Raw genomic sequence first — 22,412 nt, forward strand, 5'->3', positions numbered from 1 at the left:
GGAACCCTCTTTGGCCCACTGCTCGTCAAAAAGCGTACCCGCCCAGCCGCTTGCACTCTCAGGCAGGCGTTTCTCGCTGCGCCTGCCAAATACCATGCGCTCAAGTTCAAGAATACGACGGGACTTTCGTTCCAGCTCAGCATCCTTAATCTTAAGTTCCGCATCCTTACTCTGAAGCTCCGCATCCTTAACCTTAAGCTCAGCATCCCTTTGCTCAAGAAGTTTAACAACAGCTTCCCGAGTTAGAGAATGGTAGTCAGATGTCATTGTGCAATGAGGTGTATCCATAACATTATCAGTTCTTTATATAATGTAAAGGTACGAAAAATATCTGACACTGGCAAGAAAATACTAAGATTTATTGTATCTTTTTCTTCGGTAGCAACTAAGGTTTATCCCTTCAATATAGAGTACCAATTCGTCCCAGCAAAGTTCATAAAATCCAGTTCTCGCCCGTATGATTTTAGGACTCAAGCAGCCCTGTGCCATCTGTTTGTGATAGACGACAAAACCACAGCGCTCCCAGTGAAGCAACTTGATTCGGTTACGGGAGCGATTGTAGAAAACGTAGACAACGCCATCAGAAGGATTGAAGTCATTGCTGCGTACAAATTGGGACAGGCGAAGAATACCCTGACGCATGTCCACAGGAGTGCAACAAACCCGAAAAACATTTGTTTCGTTGAGTACAAACATAAGTTTTTCGGGCAAAGGTAGTAAGGAAGGAAGACCACGCAAAGGCGGCTAATATTGGATGCTTACCTTGCATTTGTTCATATTCGGTTATAATTCTGTTTTTATCTTAGCTTTTTTCTTTACCTTTGCAAACGATGTGCAAATCAGTGCATTATTTTATAGTTCATCTAAGCGTATGTCAAATCAAAATTCTAACAAGAAAATATCTCCTTGGGCGTGGGTTTCTACGCTTTATTTTGCCGAAGGTTTACCTTATGCAGCCGTTACTTTAGTTTCATTGGTATTTTATCAGCAAATGGGATTGACCGATGCTGAAATTACTTTTTATACCTCTTGGTTCTATCTTCCATGGGTTATCAAACCATTATGGAGTCCGTTTTTAGATTTAATTCGTACCAAACGGTGGTGGGTTTTATCTATGGAAATGTTACTTGGAGCAGCTTTTGCAGGTGTTGCATTTACTATTAATACTTCATTTTGGCTGCAAGGAACTATTTGTTTCTTTTGGCTTTTGGCTTTTTCCAGTGCTACGCACGATGTGGGAGCCGACGGCTTTTATATGTTAGGATTGGACGCTCACGAGCAAACTTTCTTTGTTGGCATTCGTTCAACCTTCTATCGCATTTCTATGGTTGTGGGAAAAGGTGGTTTGGTTGCCCTCGCAGGCTTGTTGCAAGAATATATGAAAGTGCAACTTTCGTGGGCTTTGGTGTTCTACGGCTTGGCTGCAATATTTATATGTTTAAGCCTTTACCATAAATATATATTGCCTAAACCCGCTGCCGATGCTGAATATCCAACGCTTTCATCAACAGAATTGCTTAACGAATTTGTAGGAACTTTTGCAAGTTTCTTCCGTAAAAGACAAATTATAATGGCTATTGCTTTTATGCTTTTGTTCAGATTACCAGAGGCTTTGCTTAATCCTGTTGCCCCATTGTTCTTGCGTGCTGATGTTGCAAAAGGTGGATTAGGACTTTCATTAGAGGCTTTTGGTGTGGCAAATGGCATTGTCGGAGTTGTGGGACTGCTCATAGGTGGTATATTAGGCGGATTAATGGCAAGCAAAGATGGATTAAAAAAATGGCTTTGGACGATGACTTTTGCAATAACCTTACCCAATATAGCTTATGTTTACCTTGGTTTTGTCATGCCACAAAGTATTTTTGCGGTTAGTGCTGCCATTTTCATTGAAAATTTTGGTTATGGTTTTGGTTTTAGTGCCTATATGTTATTTATGTTATATTTCAGTCAGGGCGAACATAAAACCAGCCATTATGCACTCTGTACAGGCTTTATGGCATTATCAATGATGTTACCTGGATTTTTTGCAGGTGCTTTAGCCGATGCCGTAGGTTACAATATTTTCTTTGTTATTGTTATGGCTTCTTGTCTTTTCCCTTTCATTGTTGCATCAATGTTAAAGATAGACCCAGCATTTGGGAAGAAAGGTAGAATATAAAGGTCCGAAAAGCCATATCAAAAGCCCCAATCCTCATCGTTTGAGGAGGGTTAGGGTAAAAACTGCTATGGGGTAAAGGAATACCGCATGATACTCTATTCTGCCGACTGAAATACAGTAAACGAAGCACCAGGAATTTTCTGCCCCCAAGCCTCAAAGCATATTCCTCTTTCTTCTTTGATATCATTTTTTTCTACGAGTACTCTAATGTGTCTTTTATCCTTTGAAACAATAAAGGTAATCCAATCATAGTGAATTTTCTGTGTTCCATCACTTAAGGTAGAGATTTGTATCTTCTCTTTTTTTATAGTTCCATCTTCATTATAATCTTCAGTATGCTTAGTGTGTGTAAAAGGATATTTTTCTAACCCTTTAAATGTCCATAAGATTTTTTTTATTTTTATTTGCACAGATTGCTCTCCTCCCTTTGCATCGAAAAAGAGTTTAGGAGTATTAACTTGAGGTTCTCCACTAATGTCATCGCATGATGATAGCATGGAAAGCGAAAAGAGTAAAATTAGCGTTAAGATGTGTTTCATACGTTTAATTGTTTCTTGGCCATAAAATTAAATATGCAACTTTAGAACGATAGTCCATTGCATCATTACTTCCTGTATATTTAAATTCATCATTTACATTTTGAACATATAAATAATAACCATTTGAAAGACCACCCCAACCAGCATTAACATGATAAAGATGTCTTATTCCATTTCTCCACTTTTTAAATAAGCCTGTTCCAAGAAAGCCACTGCCTTTTATTCTTTTTGTAAATTCTACCATTCCATCAATAACGAATGTATGATATGATGTATAATTAAGGCTACCAGCAGAGGCTGTCATTATGACAAAGGCATTTGGATGACTGAAAAAGTCTCTTGCGACTTTTTTGTCTTCAGACCAACCATACCCATCAAAGTCTCCATCACCAACGATACAATTGTCATATCGTGATTCAATATTTCCACCAATAATTTTTCTTAAAAATTTTGTAGCATTAATATTAAATACCATTGTACCTTTCTTAAGGTAAGTAGGCTTACAATTTGCAGCAAACCAACCAAGAAATCTCTTTCTTTCAATTCTCCAGTATTCCGAATTTTCCATGTTCTCCCAAAGAACTTTTTCTCCATTTGAGTACTTTAAATCTTTAAATCCAGGAAAATTCCTTAAGGCATACATAACTTGTCCAAAAGCAACAGGAGTGCATCCAAAAGCCGTTGCCTTACCAGCTGTGCTTCTTAAAGAAATAGAGATATTAGCAGAGATATTATTTATACCTTTATTAAAGTATGCTATAGCATACGGTACTCCATTGGCATTAAAATAAAAATTATCTCCATCTACATGTTGAGTCCAATTTGTTGTTAGGCGAATTCCTGTCTGTCTTTGCATCGCCCAACCATCTCGTAGCATATTATTTATTGCATTTTCGGTATTCTCACCTGGATATCCTTTATGCCCCCTTGTTGTATTTTGGGGTAAACTTTCTCTTATTGTATTATTAAAATCGTTTATTTCCATATTGCTTCCTCTAACCATACCAACTATACAAGAGCGTAAAGTTTCATTATTGTATAAGTCGGTTTCCTTAAACTCTCCTGAGTCTAAAATAGCATAAAGGGGAAAGGTTCTATTGTCTTTTGACACTATCGCATAACCCTGTTTATTCTTGAAAGTAATAACATAGAATTTTTCTGCGAATGTGTTCAGAAAATCATTAGTTCTGGTTTTGGGATTTCTTTCTAAATCTATAACTTGTTCAATACTCCTTGTGTCTTTTGAACTACGTGTTGAGATACTGTTAGAAAGAAATTCTCTTACAGCACTTTGTGCTTCAGAAGGTGTTCTTGTGAAAGGAGATGATTTTGTCTCAGACGTTTGCATTTCTTTTACACTTTGTTGCAACATAGTTTCGTCTTGTTGACAACTTACGATTGTACTCATAATTATACAGAGTAATGAGTACTTGGTTAATTTTTTTATGAACATAATTTTTTTATATCATATTTTAATATTATATTAATGTATCATAGTTTTTTATATTACCTTAATTCCGCAGCATAAATTCTTGTGAGAACTCCAAGTGACTGAGAAACAAAGTTCTCAAAACACTTGGATATGTCAGAAATTTCACCTATCTTGGTGCTGAAAACATAACAAGTAAGCAAAAAAAACTGATATGGCAAAGGTAGCAATTAAAAACGAGAATATCACTTCTTTCGGTGGAATTTATCATATTATGGACGTTTTCTCAAAGTTGGGCTTTGAAAAACTTACCGAATCTGTATTGGGCAAACGTGGAAGTAGCGGCAAAGCATTCTGTTATGGAAGTATTTTTGGATCTCTCTTCTTCAGTTACCTTTGTGGTGGAGAATGCCTTGAGGACATCAATGCGCTTATTGGGCAGTTCAAGCAAAGACCTGATACGCTGTTACCCGGTGCCGACACTGTGGGGCGCGGACTAAAGGAGCTTACCGAGAAAAATATTGTCTATAAGAGCAAGACCTCCGACAAGTCGTATAGTTTCAACACAGCAGAAAAGTTGAATACCTTACTTTTACGGATGATACGAAGAATGGGGCTTATAAAGGTGGGCAGTCATGTTGACTTAGACTTTGATCACCAGTTTATTCCAGCCCACAAGTTCGATGCAAAATATTCTTACAAGCAGGATTTTGGCTATTTCCCTGGTTGGGCTTCCATTGGGGGAATCATAGTCGGAGGTGAGAATCGTGACGGAAACACCAATGTGAGATTCCATCAAGAAGACACGCTCCGTCGCATTATGGACCGTGTAACCTCAGAACTTGGTGTGGTAATAGAGCGTTTCCGTGCTGATTGCGGATCGTTCTCAAAGGAAATTATCCAAACCGTAGAGCAGCGCTGCAACACGTTCTATATACGTGCAGCCAACTGCGGCAGCCGACATGAGGACTTCCGCCAGCTGAAAGAATGGAAGAGTGTTGAGGTTGATTATGAGAGATGCGATGTCACCTCCGTCAGCATAGACAACTTAATAGAAGGAAAGTCATACAGGCTTGTCATACAGCGTAGTCCTTTGAAAGACAAGGATGGCAAGCAACAGACGGATATGTTCGGAGTGATATACACATACCGCTGTATCCTCACCAATAACTGGATGTCTACCGAGAAAGACATCATTACATTTTATAATGAGCGTGGAGCAAGCGAAAAGAACTTCGACATACAGAACAATGACTTCGGATGGTCACATCTGCCATTTTCCTTTATGGCTGAGAACATGGTTTTCATGATGGTTACCGCCATGCTGAAGAACTTCTATCTCTATCTCGTCCGTCATATCAGCGAGAAGGTCAAGCCGTTGAAAAAGACAAGCAGGCTGAAAGCCTTTATCCTCCATTTTGTCAGCGTACCAGCAAAATGGGTGCGCACTGGAAGGCAGAACGTTCTGAACCTATATACAAATAAAAACTACTACGCTGAGGTCTTCATTGAATAAACATCATTTTTTGTGGTTTTTCATACTTCCCCATTGGTTTGGGTGGGGGATTTTATGCTTAGAAAAGACCCAAAAAACACCGAAGCACCTCATACCAACATATAGAGCCCCAAAAAGACATCTCAACATATAAAATTTTCTCACAAGAAAAAATACTGCGGAATTAAGGTATTACTTGCAAAGATAATATATTACTTCCTAACTACAAATATTTTACATCATTTTTTTATTTGTTGTTTACAACAATAGTTAGGGCGCAGAGTCAACCATGCAAGTTCGTGGTATAGAAAAAACTCCTGCAAGTCCATTGAATTTGACGATAATACTCTTTTTGAAGTCTCTCGACCCTGTTTTTTCAAAAAAGAGACAAAGAAGTCCCCTTAGGATTTCATTATGTTTTTAGCGAAGAAGCAAGCTCCTATCCAAGTGTCAGCCGTATCGTTTAGTTTCGCCCAGATGTCGTTTGCCCGGTAAACCCTCTTGGAGGTTCCAAACGTGGCTTCAATCCAGTTCCTCTCACCGACAGCCCTTCTCTTGTCCTCCGCATGCTCATCGTTTTCTTCTTTCGGTGGCCGACCAAGCGGATGGTTGTAACAGTCGACGTGGCATGCCTTGATATACTTTCTGTTCTCCTTTCCAAGGTAGAGTTTGTCGGCCTGAACCTCCCGCAGGAGCATGCCGAAACGCTTTTTGTAGAGTTCCATCTGGGTGACGAGGTCGGACGACTCGTTGTATGCGTCCCAGCTGAGATGATCCACATAAGTGTAGCCGTTGACGATGCTGACACCAACCTTTGCCCCAAACTCGACCTTGGCCTTTGCCTTGCCCCTGACGATGGGACGGAGGTGAGGTTGGTAGATACTGATGATGCGGTCGGCACATCTGCGGACATTCTGCTCGAACATCATTTTCTGCTGCTCGAACATCTTGAATGCTGCATTGAGGCATTTGAAGTCATGCCGACTGAAACATGAGAGAAGGTCACTTGTGTGTCTACCGAGAAAATCAAGAAACGTTTGGAAATCAGCCTTCAAGCAACGTATCTGGATCAGCCTGGTCTTGTCTATGAGCTTCTTTCCCTTGCGCTTTTTCTTAATCAAGCAGATGAAAGCCTGGCTTGCTTCCATCCACCTCTGCAAGCATCAAGGTAAGCATGTTGAAGAAATCATGGTCAAGACGCTTGCGGACAAGGACGAACAACTCGGGAACGAATACCGGCTTTTCCGTGAACTTGTCAAGACCGAGCAGATATTGCATGTAAGGGTTCTCCTGAATGGCCTGAATGGTCTTCTCGTCACTCAAATTCTCCACATGCTTCACTATCAAGACACCTACCACCATGCGGACCGGTTTGTTGCTTGCACCGCAATGACTGTTCTTCAGGTGCTTGTTATATTCCTTCTCAATCCTGTCCCATGGAAGGTTGTCTGCAAGTTTGACCCAGCGGTTCAACTTGCTCAATCCTGAGAGGGACTCTTGGAGTTCAAACAAGTCGTGACTACGATATTGAGAGTAGTATTTCATTGTGCTTCGTTAATATTTTAACAACCAAAGTAGTCATTTTTGGTGAATTACACAAATAAAATAAGGCATATATTGTTGAATATCAGTGGCTTATATTTATTTAGTAGGCCCTAGATAAGTTTTTATTTTTGTGCCGAAACAGTCAAATTAGATGAATGTAGGAAGTCGAAAGCAAGTAAATGTTACCTGCTCGTTTTCAAATCGTTCCACAAGTTACTTTCTGATAATCAAAAGACGCTGATTATCAATTCTATAAATCCTATCATTTGCTTTTATGCGGAAACATCGAAGAATCCGAATTTATCAAAGATTCGAATCTATCGCCCTCTTCATCCAACTTGTCTTTGTTACTCCAAAAGCGGAAATTTTGACCAATTTTATATCTGTTTGAAAATCACAGGGTTACAAGTCATTTTTTTAGACTATTGTTTTGCGTTTCAAAACAATGTAAGCATCCAATATTAGCCGACTTTCACACCAACAAATAACCCTTATATGTCTGGCAGCATATAAGGGTTATTTGTTATTTGAAGTTTGAAGGTAGCATTTTCGTGAGTTCCTCCTCCGTCATGTCGAGCAGGGGTCTTGAAAGAACTTCCTTCATCCATTTGTATGGCTCTATGTCTGCTTCCCTGCAACACGCTATGAAGGTATAGAAGATGGCGTTGTTCTCCGCTCCCTCATTGTTACCACAGAACAGGTAGTTCTTTCTTCCAAGCGTGATGGGTCTGATGGCCTGTTCCATGAGGTTGTTATCTATGTTGAAGCGTCCGTCTTGCACATACCTGCCAATGCGTATCCATACGGCGAAGGCATAACGCAGTGCCTTCTCCATAGCTTCGCCTGGGGTGTACTGTTTGTGTACATCCAACATATAGGTCTCCAAATACTTAAGAATGGGGTAAGCTTTAGCCTTTCGTTCTGTCTCCACTTCCTCGGGTGGTGCTTTCTTGTGTTTGAGGTTTTCCTCCAACTCATAAAGCGTGGCTATCGTTTCGATGATATGGGCGGCGTTCTTATCGTCAGCCGCCAGATGTTCGAACTTACGTCTCACGTGTGCCATACATCCTAACAGCACGATGCCCTGAACGTTCTCAAACCTGCTGTAGACCTCATACCCATCAGACTGTATGGCACCCTGGTAGCCCTTGAAGAGTTCATCTGCCACAGCGCCCGACCGCGACCCGTCCTTCCAATGGAAGAACACACCCTGGGAGTGCATGGCGTCACGCACGCCCCACAGGTATCCCTTGCGCGTCTTTCCCTTGCGGTCGGCAACCTGTACGCTGGTCTCGTCAACTTGAAGATAAGGACTTTGCAGGATCTGTCTTACTTGAAGTTTGTAAAGTGGATAAAGTGCATCGGCGGCATCGTGAACCCAGCTGTTGACGGTTGAGGTGGGGATGTTCACGCCCAGTTCCTTCCATCTTTCACATTGCCTATACTCGGGCTGGTGATAGGCGAATTTGGCGGTGATGATTTCGGCGAGCAGGGAAGCGTCGGCAAAACAATCCACCGCTTGCTTTTTCAAGGGGGCTTCCAGGATGTCGACCTTCGCATCCGTTGGCCGGGCTTCCTTCAGGCGGCAGATGACACGATCTTCTACCCTGACATAAAAGGATGAGGGACGCAGACACAGATGCTCACTTCTGTCATGTCCGATGATGACCATGCGCTCAGCGTCATAACCCTCTGGATATATCTCCGTCACCTGTCGCTCTATATTCTCGGGAACATAGGAGGCGTAGGCCCTACCCTTTCTGGAAGGACGGCTCACACGGCGTGATGACCTGCGTTGTCCGGCCTGCTGTTTTATCTCCTTGATGATGGGAAGGGCTTCCACCTGAGCCAGGGAACCCTCTTTGGCCCACTGCTCGTCAAAAAGCGTACCCGCCCAGCCGCTTGCACTCTCAGGCAGGCGTTTCTCGCTGCGCCTGCCAAATACCATGCGCTCAAGTTCAAGAATACGACGGGACTTTCGTTCCAGCTCAGCCTCCTTAATCTTAAGCTCAGCCTCCTTGTTCTTAAGCTCAGCATCCCTTTGCTCAAGAAGTTTAACAACAGCTTCCCGAGTGAGAGAATGGTAGTCAGACGTTATTGTGCAATAAGGCATATCCATCACATTATCAGTTCTTTATACGATGTAAAGGTACAAAAAATATCTGACACTGGCAAGAAAATACTAAGATTTATTGTATCTTTTTCTTCGGTAGCAATTAGGATTTATACCTTCAATATAGAGTACCAATTCGTCCCAGCGAAGTTCATAAAATCCAGTTCTCGCCCGTATGATTTTAGGACTCAGGCAACCCTGTGCCATCTGTTTATGATACACGACAAAACCACAGCGTTCCCAGTGCAGCAATTTAATTCGGTTACGGGATCGATTGTAGAAAACGTAGACAACACCATCAGAAGGATTGAAGTCATTGCGGCGTACCAATTGGGACAGGCGAAGAATACCCTGACGCATGTCCACAGGAGTGCAACAAACCCGAAAAACATTTGTTTCGTTGAGTACAAACATAAGTTTTTCGGGCAAAGGTAGTAAAGCAAGAATGTTACACAAAGGCAGCTAATATGTAAGCATCCAATATTAGCCGCCTTTCACACCAACAAATAACCCTTATATGTCTGGCAGCATATAAGGGTTATCTGTTATTTGAAGTTTGAAGGTAGCATTTTCATGAGTTCCTCCTCCGTCATATCTAGCAGGGACCTTGAAAGAACTTCCTTCATCCATTTGTATGGCTCTATGCCTGCTTCCCTGCAACACGCCATGAAGGTATAGAAGATGGCGTTGTTCTCTGCTCCCTCATTGTTACCACAGAACAGGTAGTTCTTTCTTCCAAGCGTGATGGGTCTGATGGCCTGTTCCATAAGGTTGTTGTCTATGTTGAAGCGTCCGTCCTGCACATACCTGCCAATGCGTATCCATACGGCGAAGGCATAACGCAGTGCCTTCTCCATAGCTTCGCCTGGGGTGTACTGTTTGTGTACATCCAACATATAGGTCTCCAAATACTTAAGAATAGGGTAAGCTTTAGCCTTTCGTTCTGTCTCCACTTCCTCGGGTGGTGCTTTCTTGTGTTTGAGGTTTTCCTCCAACTCATAAAGCGTGGCTATCGTTTCGATGATATGGGCGGCGTTCTTATCGTCAGCCGCCAGATGTTCGAACTTACGTCTCACGTGTGCCATACATCCTAACAGCACGATGCCCTGAACGTTCTCAAACCTGCTGTAGACCTCATACCCATCAGACTGTATGGCACCCTGGTAGCCCTTGAAGAGTTCATCTGCCACAGCGCCCGACCGCGACCCGTCCTTCCAATGGAAGAACACACCCTGGGAGTGCATGGCGTCACGCACGCCCCACAGGTATCCCTTGCGCGTCTTTCCCTTGCGGTCGGCAACCCGTACGCTGGTCTCGTCAACCTGAAGATAAGGACTTTGCAGGATCTGTCTTACTTGAAGTTTGTAAAGCGGATAAAGCGCATCGGCGGCATCGTGAACCCAGCTGTTGACGGTTGAGGTGGGGATGTTCACGCCCAGTTCCTTCCATCTTTCACATTGCCTATACTCGGGCTGGTGATAGGCGAACTTGGCGGTGATGATCTCGGCGAGCAGGGAAGCGTCGGCAAAACAATCCACCGCTTGCTTTTTCAAGGGGGCTTCCAGGATGTCGACCTTCGCATCCGTTGGACGGGCTTCCTTCAGGCGGCAGATGACACGATCTTCTACCCTGACATAAAAGGATGAGGGACGCAGACACAGATGCTCACTTCTGTCATGTCCGATGATGACCATGCGCTCAGCGTCATAACCCTCTGGATATATCTCCGTCACCTGTCGCTCTATATTCTCGGGAACATAGGAGGCGTAGGCCCTACCCTTTCTGGAAGGACGGCTCACACGGCGTGATGACCTGCGTTGTCCGGCCTGCTGTTTTATCTCCTTGATGATGGGAAGGGCTTCCACCTGAGCCAGGGAACCCTCTTTGGCCCACTGCTCGTCAAAAAGCGTACCCGCCCAGCCGCTTGCACTCTCAGGCAGGCGTTTCTCGCTGCGCCTGCCAAATACCATGCGCTCAAGTTCAAGAATACGACGGGACTTTCGTTCCAGCTCAGCATCCTTAATCTTAANGATACACGACAAAACCACAGCGTTCCCAGTGCAGCAATTTAATTCGGTTACGGGCTCGATTGTAGAAAACGTAGACAACACCATCAGAAGGATTGAAGTCATTGCGGCGTACCAATTGGGACAGGCGAAGAATACCCTGACGCATGTCCACAGGAGTGCAACAAACCCGAAAAACATTTGTTTCGTTGAGTACAAACATAAGTTTTTCGGGCAAAGGTAGTAAAGCAAGAATGTTACACAAAGGCGGCTAATATTGGATGCTTACGCTAATATTGGATGCTTACTCTAAACCACCGCATACAAAAAATCCGATTGCCAAAGGTTGACAATCGGACTTTCTATATCAATAGTAAATATGTAAACGATATGTAGATTAAAAATTATACATCAATCCAAAGTTAATGGCATTTAGAGCTGTTATATTTCCAAAAAGGGTTGTGCCAGGGAGTAAATCTTTATTCCCCATAAACCCAAGGAGGAAGATATTATGATTGTAGAATGCTGACAATCGTTTATTGAGACGATGATCTAAGGTCATTCCCAAATTGATTGCCCCAGCTTTTGTATGCTCCTTGTCTATTTGAATACCTATTGCAGGACCTGTATAAAGGTTCAAGTTCCATTTGCGCTTAGGATTGTAACCACGGAAATAAGCCAACACATCTACTTGGAAATCTACAGCCACAAAAAGAATGTTTCGCTTTTCTTCAATAAGCTCTGTACTTCCGTTCTCGATATAACCATATTTGATGTCGTCCATTACATAATCTAAGCCCAAGCGGAGAGCCGATACTTCGTTTAAACGATAGCCCCCAAAGGCTGTTAAGTTCATCTTCGTTCCACCATCTTTATAACGATGCTTGCTTAAAAGAATATTCCAACCTCCGCCAACGCTTGCAAAGAAGCGATTAGGAGCTTTGTCTGCATACGACTTTAGGTCGGCATCTTCAAAGCGATTGAAACGATTTAAGAGTACGCTCAATCCCAATTTGACAGAGAAAGTGTTGCCCAGCTTCAAAGGTTTTGTGCCAATCTCCTCTGTACGATAGAACTTTGAACCATCATTGTTGGTAAATACCTTATCGTGAGCATTGAGTGTTGCATACATTGGTTCGATATTGAAGCGAAGATCACGACTTAATCGCACCCAGAATTGTACGCCCAATCGGAAACCATCTACTGTAATTTTAGATCCCTTAATGGTGCGTTCCTCATCATTCAGTACCAACAAACCATTCTGATAACCCAACACAAGGTGTCCGCCCACTAACGATTTCCAACTATAATTTTTATTCAGTCCTAAAGGATTAAAGAGCAAATCGCCTGTCAAGGTTGCCATTCCCAATCCGTGAAGTAGTTCTTCTTGTTTGTTTCCGTCCACATTGGTTGTGGTAAGGTCGCTGCCTTTAGCCATATTAAAGCCCACACGTGCACCAAGGAACGAGTTGCCCCACCAGCCAAGCGACAATTGCATTGTAGAACCCCACGAGTCTTTCGCTTTATTTGGAAGCATTGGGAAATAACCATAGCCATACCCATAATCCAAGAAAAAGCGATAACGCCCTGAATTAGGAGAACTCTTCCAAGGCAAATTCTTGATAGTCTTAAAGAACCCATCAAGATTGTACATTGCACCTACGTTCAACACATTAGACACAGCACCTGGTGTGGTGTATATCTGTCCCGAATCGTAATGCTCGCTTGGCATCCAATACACCGTGTGACTATAATAAAGTGAAAGATAAGGCAATACACGATAAGACAACATTCCACCAATATTTGCGCCCAAATCCACTTTCTTTCCATATTTGCTCAATACCAATGAAGGACCGCCATAAACGGATACATTCCATCGTCTACCCGGTCTGTATCCTGTCATTGCGTTGAGCAAATTAAGCTGATAATCGGCTGAAACAAAAGTGTTCTCATAAGTGAACTTGGTGTATTCGTTTCCTTTTTTGTAATTCCAAATTGGATTGGTAACATAGTCTACCATCAACTTGGCAGCGTGATACATATTGAAATTGTACCCCACAAATCCATTTGCATTGAGTAAAAGACCACGATTTTTCTCTGTATATCTCCACTTGTTCACCGTAGTATTCCAACCTAAACCCGCACCAACAAAAAAACCTGTTTCAGGAAGGTCGTTCTTTGCTTCCTCTGTAAGTTCATAATTGCGATGATACTTGTCTCTGAACAATACCGATACGCCCATTTTCATATCCATTTGGTCGTAACGTACACGCCCATCGGGACGGTCAAAATGTTCTATCAATACGTATGAAGGTTCAAAAGTTAGGCGTAAGTCATTTGTAAGCTTTGCCCAAAACTGCCCACCTATGCGATAACCTGCGTAATTGCCACTTGTTTTATCGCTCACATCTGCGTGCACCATCTGCAATTTACCCATCTCGTAACCTGCAAAGAGGTTTACACCGACAGGCGAATCCCATCGATAATGTCGTGAAAAACCAAATGGATTAAGCATTGCATCAACAAATACGCCCGACTTTCCTAATAGCGAGGTCGTGTTCTTTCCCTTTGTCCAAGCCGCATTGGTTATCGTTACGCCACCACGCATACCTATTGCAGACGACATCCATTGCCCCACGCTTGCGCTAATGCTATATCCGAGCGTCTCTTCAAGCTTCAATGGAGTGCGCTGGTAGAATGATGGACCTATGGAATATTCAAAAAACCAAGGTCTACGCCAGTTGGGCGCATTTGGGTCTTCAATAAATAAGCGTTCGCCATTGAGGAAACGACGCTTGAAATCTCCAGCATTGCGCTGCGAAGACATATTGTTATAGAAGTACCAAATGTAAGACAGGTTCACACCATAGCCTATTCCGAAATGATTAAACTTACTTCCTTTCACCAAATCCATTCCTTTCGTTCCTGCCATAATATAAGGTTCGACGGCTAAAGCTGCGTGTGTACCTGCCAAAAACTTAAATTGCAATCCTGTATGAACATTCATTGCAAAAGCATTCTTGCGCATTGCCTTAGCCACGTCCGATCCTTCATACTTTGTAAGCTGCGACTGTTGCACTCCTACACCCAATATTCCCGATACACTCAAAGGTCTGTCAGGTCTGAAACCTAAAAGATAATTAGAGAAATTAAACAAGTAGTCTGCATCAGCGCACATTGTCCAATTCACATTGGGTTCGCCACTTACATATCCCAATTCGCCGCCCACGCCTATGCGGAACGTACTCATCGGACTCAAGTCTTTACCCAATCTCACGTGAATGCCTGCCTGTGGCGTTAGCTCGTAGGTGTTGTTATGTTGATAAAACACAACTCCAGCCCCAAAGTCTAAGAATGTATGCTTCCCAAAACCTCCGCCTTTTACCCACTTATCGCCTTCATAGCGGTGTCTGCCATCTAAACTATATGCAAGCGCATTAAAGTCTTTTTGCTTGCGAGACCCATAATAAGTTGTATCTTTTTCGATTGCAATCTCCTCCTCAGCCATTTTCTTCTCTAAGTCGCTAAGGTCTCTTGCCGTTGTGTCAGTACTATTTACAACCTGTACTTGTGTTGTATCTGTTGGTGTCTGAGCCTGTACAGCTCCCACAACCATTGACGAAAGAACGAACGTAACTATCTTTTTCATTCCTTCACCTCCTCTTTATTGCTTGTTGTTGATGCCTCGCTTGCATCTGTCATCTTATTATCGGTTTTGTTTTCTTCTATATCCACGTTGTCTTCCGTTTCTTTTGGAGCTTCTATTTTCCCAGCTGCAATCATCAAGTCTATAAATTTCTGTCTGTACTCTTCAACCTTCTTTGTGTCGTAAGGATATTTTTTACGCACATCATCAGCAATGTTGGCATCTGAATTATAAAATCCCTTGTATTTGGGCTTCATATCAAAACTATGTTGGAAATAAGCCAAGAAGGTAGGATTGCTATTGTCCGTCATTCTTAATGCCACGTCCACACCATATTTAGTTGCCAATTCCATAAAGTCGTCATCGCTTATTTCAGGCTTTGTAGTCTCTATCACACCCTTCATATACCATTTCTTGGCACTGTTGTCTGGCAGCGAGTCAACTAATACTTCCAACTCATCGTAAGTCTTTCCCAATTCGGGGGCTAACTCAAAGTTGAGTATTGCATAGTTTTCAACATTCGAACGCAATACATAGTCGAGTGCTTCCTTTGCTCTACGCTCTTCATCAGGTGTCTTTCCTTGCTTAAAGAACAAGGTTTCTAAGTCGGTAAACATCTTTATATCCTTATACTCATCTGTGTCAGGAAGCTTGTTTGCCAAGTGATAAGCCTCTCCGAGTTTCATCGCCTTGAAACACATAATAGCCTGATTGGCAACTATTTCACGACGATTGACCATAAATCTATATTCATTATCAAACGATATAGGACGCGAAACTTCCAATCCTGCTTCCATATCTACAAACGGAGCAAGGATAGAAAGGTCTATCGAATCTTCTTCGATTGCATAGCAAGCCACACGATTGGCCAAATAAGCTGCAAAAGCACTATATTTCATTGTGCGTCGTGCTTTGTTTTCTTCCCACGCACGGAAAGTTAGTTTGCGCAATTCTGCCGAGTCGGTTATTTGAGTAAAGAGGTTGTAGTAATCGCCATTCGAGAATACACTCCTTCCCCCTTGTCTATATTCCTTATCGTTATAATATGTCCACAATGCCTCTTTGGCATCTAACACCTTGTTCTGACGTAAGGTGTAAGTGCAACGCATCAAACGTTGGTTTTGCATAATTTCTTGTACCACAGGCAATGCTTTCAACTCACGTATTCCTGCCATATTGTTATTGAAGGCATAATTGCGAAGTGTGGTAGCCTCAGTCTCTAAACCACGGGCTTTCAACGAGTCTGACACATCAAACCAAGTATATACCAATGGAGCTTTCACTTCGAATCCCGCACTCGATATTTTACTGCCTACAATGCTTAAAGCCTTGCGGGCGCGAGCATTGGCCAACTTTGTATTCCTGTCAATATTTCCTTCCGGCGATGATGTTCCCTGCACGGTAAAGTTCATTAAGGCTCTACCATACGATTGCAGTTCTCTCACCAATTGGTCAAGATTTTGCTGATTGGAAACATCAGCGGTCAACTCGTCACGCCCCACCATAAAAGTCAGTTGCAAGTCGCGGGGCACTTCACGCAATTGCGCACGGGCCTGTTCATAGTATTGCGGTGTGAGTTTTATCTCCTTCATAGCCATTGACACATCAAGCAGTTTCCAAGGTTTACGGGTGTTGCAAGTACCATTTTTCGCCCCGTCTTCAAAATAGATGTGCGTATAATCTTCCAATCTCAACACCGAACCCCACTTATAGCTCTTATTAGGGTTAGGCTTTGGATAGGTTACTTCCCATCTAAAGCTAAACGCATCATTGGTTGTAGCCTTGTCTGTTATATAGTAATTGTGCAACGAGTCGTTGCGATTGTAATCAAAGCTCTTTCTTCTTATCTGGTTGCTGTGATACTTCTTGCCTTCATACACTAAGGGTTCAAGGTATTGGATTGTGTCTTCTTCCTCACAATTGATAACCACAGGTTGGAAAATAAGTCGTGAATGGTCTTTTGTGTACCATTCTGGCAAACTTACCGTTACGTCCCAATGCAAGTTAGGACCATCGTCAATAGGCTTCATTTCCACAATGTTTGTTCCCAAACGCTTGCCCACAACAGTGGTATTTGCCAACAAAATGCTCTTCGTATCGCCTGAGAAAACAAAGTCGTAGTTGAGACTCGAACCAATGTTCATCACCTTCACTTCGCCATCGTTTATGACCATCAACGCACCTTTGGCCGACACGTCTGCTTCGAAATGTCCGTCATAGTCGGGCGTTACAGTGGCATTGCTGCGTATCGTAACCTCTTCGCTTACGCCTTTGCTCTTGCTTCTATAATTGTTAGCTTGCTTGTTTGCTTCGTTCTTATTGTCGAATATGTACACTGGAACGGACAGGGGCATCTTGTTTGTGCCGCTATTGTCCAGGCTTTTCATACTTTTATACACATTACCCGTTACGTGCATCACCTGCGCATTGATGTTGTTCGCACACAAAACCATCAATATCCACATCGTTATGCAACGATTCAATAATTGTTTCATCCCTTTATTTTTCTTCTTACCTTATTATATATGACAGCGTAACTCCGATTTTTGTAGGCAATAGCTGATAACCCATATAGCCGTGAGTGGTCAATGTTCCGTTGTTTGCAGAGAGGTCGGGGACACCGTCCATTGTCTTTTTTTGATGATACACCACTACGCCTACACCTGCGTGTGCATCAATCGTCCATCTGTTAGAGAGCGACACTACATAACCAAAGGTTACACCTCCGCCCACTGCAAACCCATCATAGCGTGTGTTTTTTATCTTTGTGTCATAGTCCACTGCCAAACCGCTCACACCCACAAAGTGGTGGTACATTGGCCTGCCACCGAAATAATAACGATATTCAGGTTGTACTCCTACTGCTTTGGTATCTTTTTCCCAATAAGGGTTGTTGGTTGTAAACACACCGAGACCCAAGGTGGAGCGATTGCCAATTGTCATTTCAGCCCCCACATTATAGGTTTGCAACGCCAACATTGCTACATCTGTGTTTACCGCTATCGACTGTGCTTCAACTCCCGTTGCTGCACAAAGACTCACCATTACCGCTACAATCTTTTTCATTTCTTCTCTCCTTTCTTCTTTTCCTCGTTTATACGGGCAGCCTTTGCTTCAGCTTTAGCCTTTTTCTTTTGTTCCTTATCGTATTCTTTCAGACGCTTGTTACGTGCCTTTTCTATGTGTTTAGCCTTCTTGCGCTCTATCTTGGCTGCCTTTAGCGTATCCTTACGATAAGCCTCGTTTGCCAATTTCAGTCTGTAAGTTTCGTCTACCGCCTCACGTTTCTTATAACGATTGGCAACCTTTGTGCCGAAATGGTAAATCAAAGACACCTTCACCACATCTGTTGATGCAGCGTAAACCAAGGGGTCGAATGTTATTTTGTAACAGTTCTGTGGCGCCGTGGTCGTATATACGTGCAGATTGTTTTGCAATTCACGGCTGTACTCTTCCCATTTTGCAAACACTACACCTGCATTAATACCTAAATCGAGGTCAAGACTTGCGCCATTCTGATAGCCATAGAGTTGGCAAATTGTACCAAACGTAAGTCCACCTGTAAACGCATTGCCTCGCTTGCCTGTAGCACTCAGTTTCATATCAAACTTGTTTGCACCGCCATATACGCCCCAATAAAACACTCTTCTCGGGTTGTTGCCGTGCCAATATTTACGCAGCTCTATCTTACCATCATACAAGTCGTACACATTATAAGCAAGGGTTTTAGGCTGTGTATTCCAATTCACACGCCCCGAAAGTCCCAATGTCCATTTGTTCCAACTCTTATCACCCAAGGTAAGTTCCAAACCTACATTTGGGGTAAGCGCAAGCCAATCTATAACGTTGGTTCGCAAACTAAGTCTATCCGAAAATTTTAAGTTTTCTACCTTATTATAATATAGTGCAGCCGCCTGCCCATACGTGTCCATAAGCATTGGCTTTAGACACAAAAACATAGCCAATACATACAGACTTTTTTTGTAGTAAGTCATAATCCTTTAAAAAATAATATAAAATAAGTGGGGCTATCTTATTGCAAAAAGAAAAAAGTGCGCCTGACAGGAATCGAACCTGCACGTCATAGACACTAGATCCTAAGTCTAGCGCGTCTACCAATTCCGCCACAGGCGCATTAATTCGGGTGCAAAGGTACATTAATTATTGTGAAATTCCAAATGTTTTGGGGAGATATTTTTAATTAGATGGCCTCCCCCCCCCAGCCCCTCCGTTGGGATTACTCGTTATACACATCGCTATTTAACAAAAATATTACTAAAAGAAAACTTCTTTTGAAACAGATTTTAATGTGCGCAAGGGGCGTGTAGTTTGGGGAATTGGTCAGACAAGTCGGACGGGTCAGACAGGTCGGACGAGTCGGACTGGTCTGACTGGTCTGACTGGTCTGACTGGTCTGACAGTAAGCATCCAATATTAGCCGCCTTTGTGTAACATTCTTACTTTACTACCTTTGCCCGAAAAACTTATGTTTGTACTCAACGAAACAAATGTTTTTCGGGTTTGTTGCACTCCTGTGGATATGCGTCAGGGTATTCTTCGCCTGTCCCAATTGGTACGCCGCAATGACTTCAATCCTTCTGATGGTGTTGTCTACGTTTTCTACAATCGAGCCCGTAACCGAATTAAATTGCTGCACTGGGAACGCTGTGGTTTTGTCGTGTATCATAAACAGATGGCACAGGGTTGCCTAAGTCCTAAAATCATACGGGCGAGAGCTGGATTTTATGAACTTCGCTGGGACGAATTGGTACTCTATATTGAAGGTATAAATCCTAATTGCTACCGAAGAAAAAGATACAATAAATCTTAGTATTTTCTTGCCAGTGTCAGATATTTTTTGTAATTTTACATCGTATAAAGAACTGATAATGTGATGGATATGCCTTATTGCACAATGACATCTGACTACCATTCTCTCACTCGGGAAGCTGTTGTTAAACTTCTTGAGCAAAGGGATGCTGAGCTTAAGAACAAGGATACTCAACTCAAGAACAAGGATGCTGAGCTTAAGAACAAGGATACTCAACTCAAGGATAAGGATGCTGAGCTCAAGGATAAGGATGCTGAGCTCAAGGATAAGGATGCTGAGCTCAAGGATANTCTGACAAAGTGACTCTAACTCCTAAAAACAAAAAAATCGAGGGTGATCAAAACTGACAAACCCTCGATTTTTGTTTTTATAAGAAGCTATCTTACTTGTTTTCAGCATCAATAACCTTAATTTTTTGCTTTATTTCTTCTACATCGTCTTTCAAGCGTTGTATGCGGCGGTTCATATCATCGATGAGCGAATTGCCTTTCTTGCTGCTGATGTTGAGGAAACCAAGGTTGTTTTCGTAAGTGTTGATTTCTTGTTTCAACTGTTCGTAGCGACGCATTAGGCGGCCACGCTCGTTGTCTAACGCATTTTCGCCACGTGTTGCCACCTTCTTGATATTGTTGCGGAAGTTGTCTACACGCTTGCGTGCAGCCTTTACATTCACATTCTTATATAAGGTGTCTAAGGCTTCGTGATACGCCTTGTAGAGCTTGTCTTTCTCCTTGTATGGTACATGACCGATGCTGTTGAACGCTTCTGTAAGTTTGTGTATCTCCTCTTGGAGGTTGTCTTTTGCCTCTTCGGTAAGCTGCTTGAGCTGTTCTACAATTTCCAACTTCTTCTTCAGGTTTTCTTGCTCCTCGCTGCGTGCGTCAGCGTGTACGGCATTGCGAGCTTCGAAGAAATGGTTGCAAGCTCCAAGGAAGTCGTTCCAAAGCTGGTCGCCCAACTTCTTAGGCACCATACCTATGGTCTTCCATTCCTTTTGTAACGCTACAAACTTATCGCCTGTAACCTTCCAGTCGGTAGAGTCCTTGAGTGCCAATGCTTGGTCTAACAAGGCTTGCTTCTTTTGTGCATTCTCGTTAAACTGTGCTTTAAGGTTGGTGAAGTATTCGCCCTTCTTTGCAAAGAAGTCGTCGCAAGCTGCACGGAAACGCTCAAATATCTTAACATTCATCTTTTGTGGTGCAAAACCTATGGTCTTCCATTCTTTCTGAATGTCTATTATCTCCTTGGTTTGCTTTTCCCACTCGTTAGCACTCTTGTATGTGCCTTGTGCTATAGTTTCCGCCTTTTCGCAGAGGGCTGTTTTCTGGGTAAGATTGTTTTCTTCCTTTGCTCTTATCTCTTCGAAATGCTGCTGGTGACGCTTGTTGATAACCGTACTTGCCGCCTTGAAACGTACCCAAATTTGCTCACGAAGTTCCTTCTCTACAGGACCTGTTTCACGATATTCAGCGTGCAACTCCTGCAACTGGTGGAAAGCACTGATAACATCGCTTTCTTCAGCAAGCTTTTCCGCAGCTTCGCAAAGTTGGGTTTTCTTCTCCAAGTTTTTCTTGAAATCATACTCACGTGCCTCACGGTTAAGGCTCAAGAGGTCGTAAAACTGCTCTACATAAAGCTGATAGTTGCGCCAAAGCTCGTTGCTCTTATCAGCAGGCACTTGCTTTATGGTTTTCCATTCTTGCTGAAGCGTCTTAAAGGTTTGAAAGTTTTGGCTGGCTTCTTCAGGTGTTGTCGCCATTGCCTTTATCTTTTCTATAATTTCTTCCTTCTTCTTTAGGTTTTCTTGCTTCACTGCCTCTTGTTCCAAGAAAGCCTTTTGGCGTTTCGCTTTGATAATGGACATCTTTGCTTTAAACATTTCTTCGTCCTCATCTGGCACGATTTGATATTTTTCAGGGTCACCTCCAGCGTCTAAGAAGGCCTTTTGCTGTGCTTCACGTTCTGCAAAGTGGAACTTATAGAACGTAGTTTTAAGATAGTCTACTTCAGCTTTTTCGGGTGTGTCTTCACTGTCTGCCAATGCCACAACACGCGCTACAATTTCTTTTTTAGAGCTATAGTGTCTATGGTTAGGAGTTTCTGCTTCTTCAGCTGTTGGGTTGTTTACCTCTGTTGTAGTGGTTGCGTCTGATGCTGTTGCTTCTTGTGCAACACCTTCATTCTGCTTCACTTCTTCTGTGCCCTGACTAAGAGCCTTCTCTTGAGAGTCCATCATTTCACTATTAGTTTATGATTCGAGTATTTTCATTCTATGTTGGCTTAGTGGGGCAAAATGTGCTCCGCTATGGCACAACCTGTTAATAAGGTGCAAACTTAGGTAAAAACTTTTAATCTACCTAAGATTAACTAATTTTTTTTGAGATTAGAACAGTATTTAGAAAGATTATTCTTGATTTATAGGGAAAAGGGGGAGTGTAGGGGGCAAATATTATATTGGTATAGTTTTGGCGAATTTGTCAGACAAGTCAGACCAGTCGGACGGGTCGGACGGGTCGGACGGGTCGGACAAGTCTGACTGGTCTGACTGGTCTGACAAAACTACAACCTCCAAGGTATTGGCTCTAACTCCTAAGCGAGGGACGAGCGGTAGCTCCACTTAACTCCTCTAACTCCTAAAAAGCTGAACTCG

Annotated in this window: 19 protein-coding genes, 1 tRNA gene and 1 pseudogene; 5 read left to right on the forward strand and 16 right to left on the reverse strand. The window is 42.7% G+C overall.

The genetic code is table 11. The features are described from left to right. Together CZ367_RS15670 and tnpB (CZ367_RS00110) are read right to left on the reverse strand one after the other, a co-directional pair. Positions 1 to 267, reverse strand: a pseudogene (locus CZ367_RS15670) (IS66 family transposase); the annotation flags it as partial. 84 nt (positions 268 to 351) lie between these two features. Then, positions 352 to 696 carry an IS66 family insertion sequence element accessory protein TnpB gene (tnpB, locus tag CZ367_RS00110; RefSeq protein WP_077195209.1) on the reverse strand — a complete coding sequence of 115 codons (345 nt, stop codon included), beginning with the start codon at positions 694 to 696 and terminating at the stop codon, positions 352 to 354. 175 nt (positions 697 to 871) lie between these two features. Between tnpB (CZ367_RS00110) and CZ367_RS00115 the strand changes: the two genes are divergently transcribed. Then, positions 872 to 2,158 carry an MFS transporter gene (locus CZ367_RS00115; RefSeq protein WP_077197305.1) on the forward strand — a complete coding sequence of 429 codons (1,287 nt, stop codon included), beginning with the start codon at positions 872 to 874 and terminating at the stop codon, positions 2,156 to 2,158. 95 nt (positions 2,159 to 2,253) lie between these two features. Here CZ367_RS00115 and CZ367_RS00120 read toward each other — a convergent pair whose 3' ends face one another. Next, on the reverse strand, positions 2,254 to 2,697 hold the full coding sequence (locus tag CZ367_RS00120; RefSeq protein ID WP_077195210.1) for a hypothetical protein: 444 nt from the start codon (positions 2,695 to 2,697) through the stop codon (positions 2,254 to 2,256). 4 nt (positions 2,698 to 2,701) lie between these two features. Further along, on the reverse strand, positions 2,702 to 4,105 hold the full coding sequence (locus CZ367_RS00125; protein ID WP_237581422.1) for a Spi family protease inhibitor: 1,404 nt from the start codon (positions 4,103 to 4,105) through the stop codon (positions 2,702 to 2,704). A gap of 235 nt (positions 4,106 to 4,340) precedes the next feature. Here CZ367_RS00125 and CZ367_RS00130 point away from each other — a divergent pair, with 235 nt between their 5' ends. Beyond that, a complete protein-coding gene (locus CZ367_RS00130; RefSeq protein ID WP_077195211.1) occupies positions 4,341 to 5,642 on the forward strand; it encodes an IS1380 family transposase in 1,302 nt (433 codons plus the stop codon). Positions 5,643 to 6,022: 380 nt separating this feature from the next. On the opposite strand, the gene CZ367_RS00140 is transcribed toward CZ367_RS00130, so the two are convergent. The 11 genes from CZ367_RS00140 to CZ367_RS00190 form a co-directional block, all read right to left on the reverse strand. Beyond that, a complete protein-coding gene (locus CZ367_RS00140; protein WP_077195212.1) occupies positions 6,023 to 6,769 on the reverse strand; it encodes a transposase in 747 nt (248 codons plus the stop codon). After that, complete coding sequence (locus CZ367_RS00145; protein ID WP_021668668.1) at positions 6,735 to 7,166, reverse strand: transposase; 432 nt, start codon at positions 7,164 to 7,166, stop codon at positions 6,735 to 6,737. Before CZ367_RS00145 ends, CZ367_RS00140 begins: the two co-directional genes overlap by 35 nt. 523 nt (positions 7,167 to 7,689) lie before the next feature. Next, complete coding sequence (tnpC, locus tag CZ367_RS00150; RefSeq protein WP_077195213.1) at positions 7,690 to 9,285, reverse strand: IS66 family transposase; 1,596 nt, start codon at positions 9,283 to 9,285, stop codon at positions 7,690 to 7,692. A 63-nt stretch (positions 9,286 to 9,348) separates the two neighbouring features. Further along, positions 9,349 to 9,693, reverse strand: coding sequence for an IS66 family insertion sequence element accessory protein TnpB (gene tnpB, locus CZ367_RS00155; protein ID WP_077195214.1), 345 nt, complete (start codon positions 9,691 to 9,693; stop codon positions 9,349 to 9,351). A 131-nt stretch (positions 9,694 to 9,824) separates the two neighbouring features. Then, entirely contained in the window at positions 9,825 to 11,393 is a 1,569-nt protein-coding gene (gene tnpC, locus CZ367_RS00160) for an IS66 family transposase (protein ID WP_449421159.1), read from the reverse strand. Beyond that, positions 11,305 to 11,508 (reverse strand): IS66 family insertion sequence element accessory protein TnpB, encoded by a 204-nt coding sequence (gene tnpB, locus CZ367_RS00165; RefSeq protein WP_237581426.1) that lies wholly within the window; start codon positions 11,506 to 11,508, stop codon positions 11,305 to 11,307. Before tnpB (CZ367_RS00165) ends, tnpC (CZ367_RS00160) begins: the two co-directional genes overlap by 89 nt. 174 nt (positions 11,509 to 11,682) lie before the next feature. Further along, positions 11,683 to 14,934, reverse strand: coding sequence for a hypothetical protein (locus CZ367_RS00170; protein ID WP_077195215.1), 3,252 nt, complete (start codon positions 14,932 to 14,934; stop codon positions 11,683 to 11,685). Beyond that, the gene (locus tag CZ367_RS00175; protein ID WP_077195217.1) at positions 14,931 to 17,426 is read right to left on the reverse strand and encodes an OmpA family protein; all 2,496 of its coding nucleotides are present in this window, start codon (positions 17,424 to 17,426) and stop codon (positions 14,931 to 14,933) included. Before CZ367_RS00175 ends, CZ367_RS00170 begins: the two co-directional genes overlap by 4 nt. 16 nt (positions 17,427 to 17,442) lie before the next feature. After that, positions 17,443 to 17,997, reverse strand: a complete 555-nt coding sequence (locus CZ367_RS00180; RefSeq protein ID WP_077195219.1) for a DUF3575 domain-containing protein — start codon at positions 17,995 to 17,997, stop codon at positions 17,443 to 17,445. Further along, positions 17,994 to 18,926 carry a DUF3575 domain-containing protein gene (locus CZ367_RS00185; protein ID WP_077195220.1) on the reverse strand — a complete coding sequence of 311 codons (933 nt, stop codon included), beginning with the start codon at positions 18,924 to 18,926 and terminating at the stop codon, positions 17,994 to 17,996. The genes CZ367_RS00180 and CZ367_RS00185 overlap by 4 nt, the downstream gene beginning before the upstream one ends. 58 nt (positions 18,927 to 18,984) lie before the next feature. Next, positions 18,985 to 19,065, reverse strand: a tRNA-Leu gene (locus tag CZ367_RS00190). A gap of 195 nt (positions 19,066 to 19,260) precedes the next feature. Here CZ367_RS00190 and CZ367_RS16380 point away from each other — a divergent pair. Together CZ367_RS16380 and tnpB (CZ367_RS00195) are read left to right on the forward strand one after the other, a co-directional pair. Next, on the forward strand, positions 19,261 to 19,383 hold the full coding sequence (locus tag CZ367_RS16380; RefSeq protein WP_262500709.1) for a hypothetical protein: 123 nt from the start codon (positions 19,261 to 19,263) through the stop codon (positions 19,381 to 19,383). Positions 19,384 to 19,417: 34 nt separating this feature from the next. Continuing rightward, positions 19,418 to 19,762 (forward strand): IS66 family insertion sequence element accessory protein TnpB, encoded by a 345-nt coding sequence (tnpB, locus tag CZ367_RS00195; protein WP_077195221.1) that lies wholly within the window; start codon positions 19,418 to 19,420, stop codon positions 19,760 to 19,762. A gap of 382 nt (positions 19,763 to 20,144) precedes the next feature. Here tnpB (CZ367_RS00195) and CZ367_RS00205 read toward each other — a convergent pair whose 3' ends face one another. Then, positions 20,145 to 21,998: a DUF349 domain-containing protein gene (locus tag CZ367_RS00205; protein WP_077195223.1), complete on the reverse strand. Its 1,854-nt coding sequence runs from the start codon at positions 21,996 to 21,998 to the stop codon at positions 20,145 to 20,147. 229 nt (positions 21,999 to 22,227) lie between these two features. On the opposite strand from CZ367_RS00205, the gene CZ367_RS14580 reads away from it, so the two are divergent. Continuing rightward, on the forward strand, positions 22,228 to 22,383 hold the full coding sequence (locus CZ367_RS14580) for a hypothetical protein (RefSeq protein ID WP_202613100.1): 156 nt from the start codon (positions 22,228 to 22,230) through the stop codon (positions 22,381 to 22,383). The last annotated feature ends 29 nt before the right edge of the window (positions 22,384 to 22,412 follow it).

The sequence above is a fragment of the Prevotella ihumii genome (genome assembly GCF_900155655.1).
Taxonomy (GTDB): Bacteria; Bacteroidota; Bacteroidia; order Bacteroidales; family Bacteroidaceae; genus Prevotella; species Prevotella ihumii.

Excerpts from the sequence above, each read along its gene's own strand:
- tnpB (WP_077195209.1), bottom strand. The coding sequence starts at position 696 with ATGTTTGTACTCAACGAAACAAATGTTTTTCGGGTTTGTTGCACTCCT.
- CZ367_RS00180 (WP_077195219.1), bottom strand. The coding sequence starts at position 17,997 with ATGAAAAAGATTGTAGCGGTAATGGTGAGTCTTTGTGCAGCAACGGGA.
- CZ367_RS00145 (WP_021668668.1), bottom strand. The coding sequence starts at position 7,166 with ATGAAATACTACTCTCAATATCGTAGTCACGACTTGTTTGAACTCCAA.
- tnpC (WP_077195213.1), bottom strand. The coding sequence starts at position 9,285 with ATGGATATGCCTTATTGCACAATAACGTCTGACTACCATTCTCTCACT.
- CZ367_RS00205 (WP_077195223.1), bottom strand. The coding sequence starts at position 21,998 with ATGATGGACTCTCAAGAGAAGGCTCTTAGTCAGGGCACAGAAGAAGTG.
- CZ367_RS00115 (WP_077197305.1), top strand. The coding sequence starts at position 872 with ATGTCAAATCAAAATTCTAACAAGAAAATATCTCCTTGGGCGTGGGTT.
- CZ367_RS00125 (WP_237581422.1), bottom strand. The coding sequence starts at position 4,105 with ATGAGTACAATCGTAAGTTGTCAACAAGACGAAACTATGTTGCAACAA.
- CZ367_RS00140 (WP_077195212.1), bottom strand. The coding sequence starts at position 6,769 with ATGGAAGCAAGCCAGGCTTTCATCTGCTTGATTAAGAAAAAGCGCAAG.
- CZ367_RS00185 (WP_077195220.1), bottom strand. The coding sequence starts at position 18,926 with ATGACTTACTACAAAAAAAGTCTGTATGTATTGGCTATGTTTTTGTGT.
- CZ367_RS00175 (WP_077195217.1), bottom strand. The coding sequence starts at position 17,426 with ATGAAACAATTATTGAATCGTTGCATAACGATGTGGATATTGATGGTT.
- CZ367_RS00120 (WP_077195210.1), bottom strand. The coding sequence starts at position 2,697 with ATGAAACACATCTTAACGCTAATTTTACTCTTTTCGCTTTCCATGCTA.
- CZ367_RS00170 (WP_077195215.1), bottom strand. The coding sequence starts at position 14,934 with ATGAAAAAGATAGTTACGTTCGTTCTTTCGTCAATGGTTGTGGGAGCT.
- tnpB (WP_077195221.1), top strand. The coding sequence starts at position 19,418 with ATGTTTGTACTCAACGAAACAAATGTTTTTCGGGTTTGTTGCACTCCT.
- tnpB (WP_077195214.1), bottom strand. The coding sequence starts at position 9,693 with ATGTTTGTACTCAACGAAACAAATGTTTTTCGGGTTTGTTGCACTCCT.
- CZ367_RS00130 (WP_077195211.1), top strand. The coding sequence starts at position 4,341 with ATGGCAAAGGTAGCAATTAAAAACGAGAATATCACTTCTTTCGGTGGA.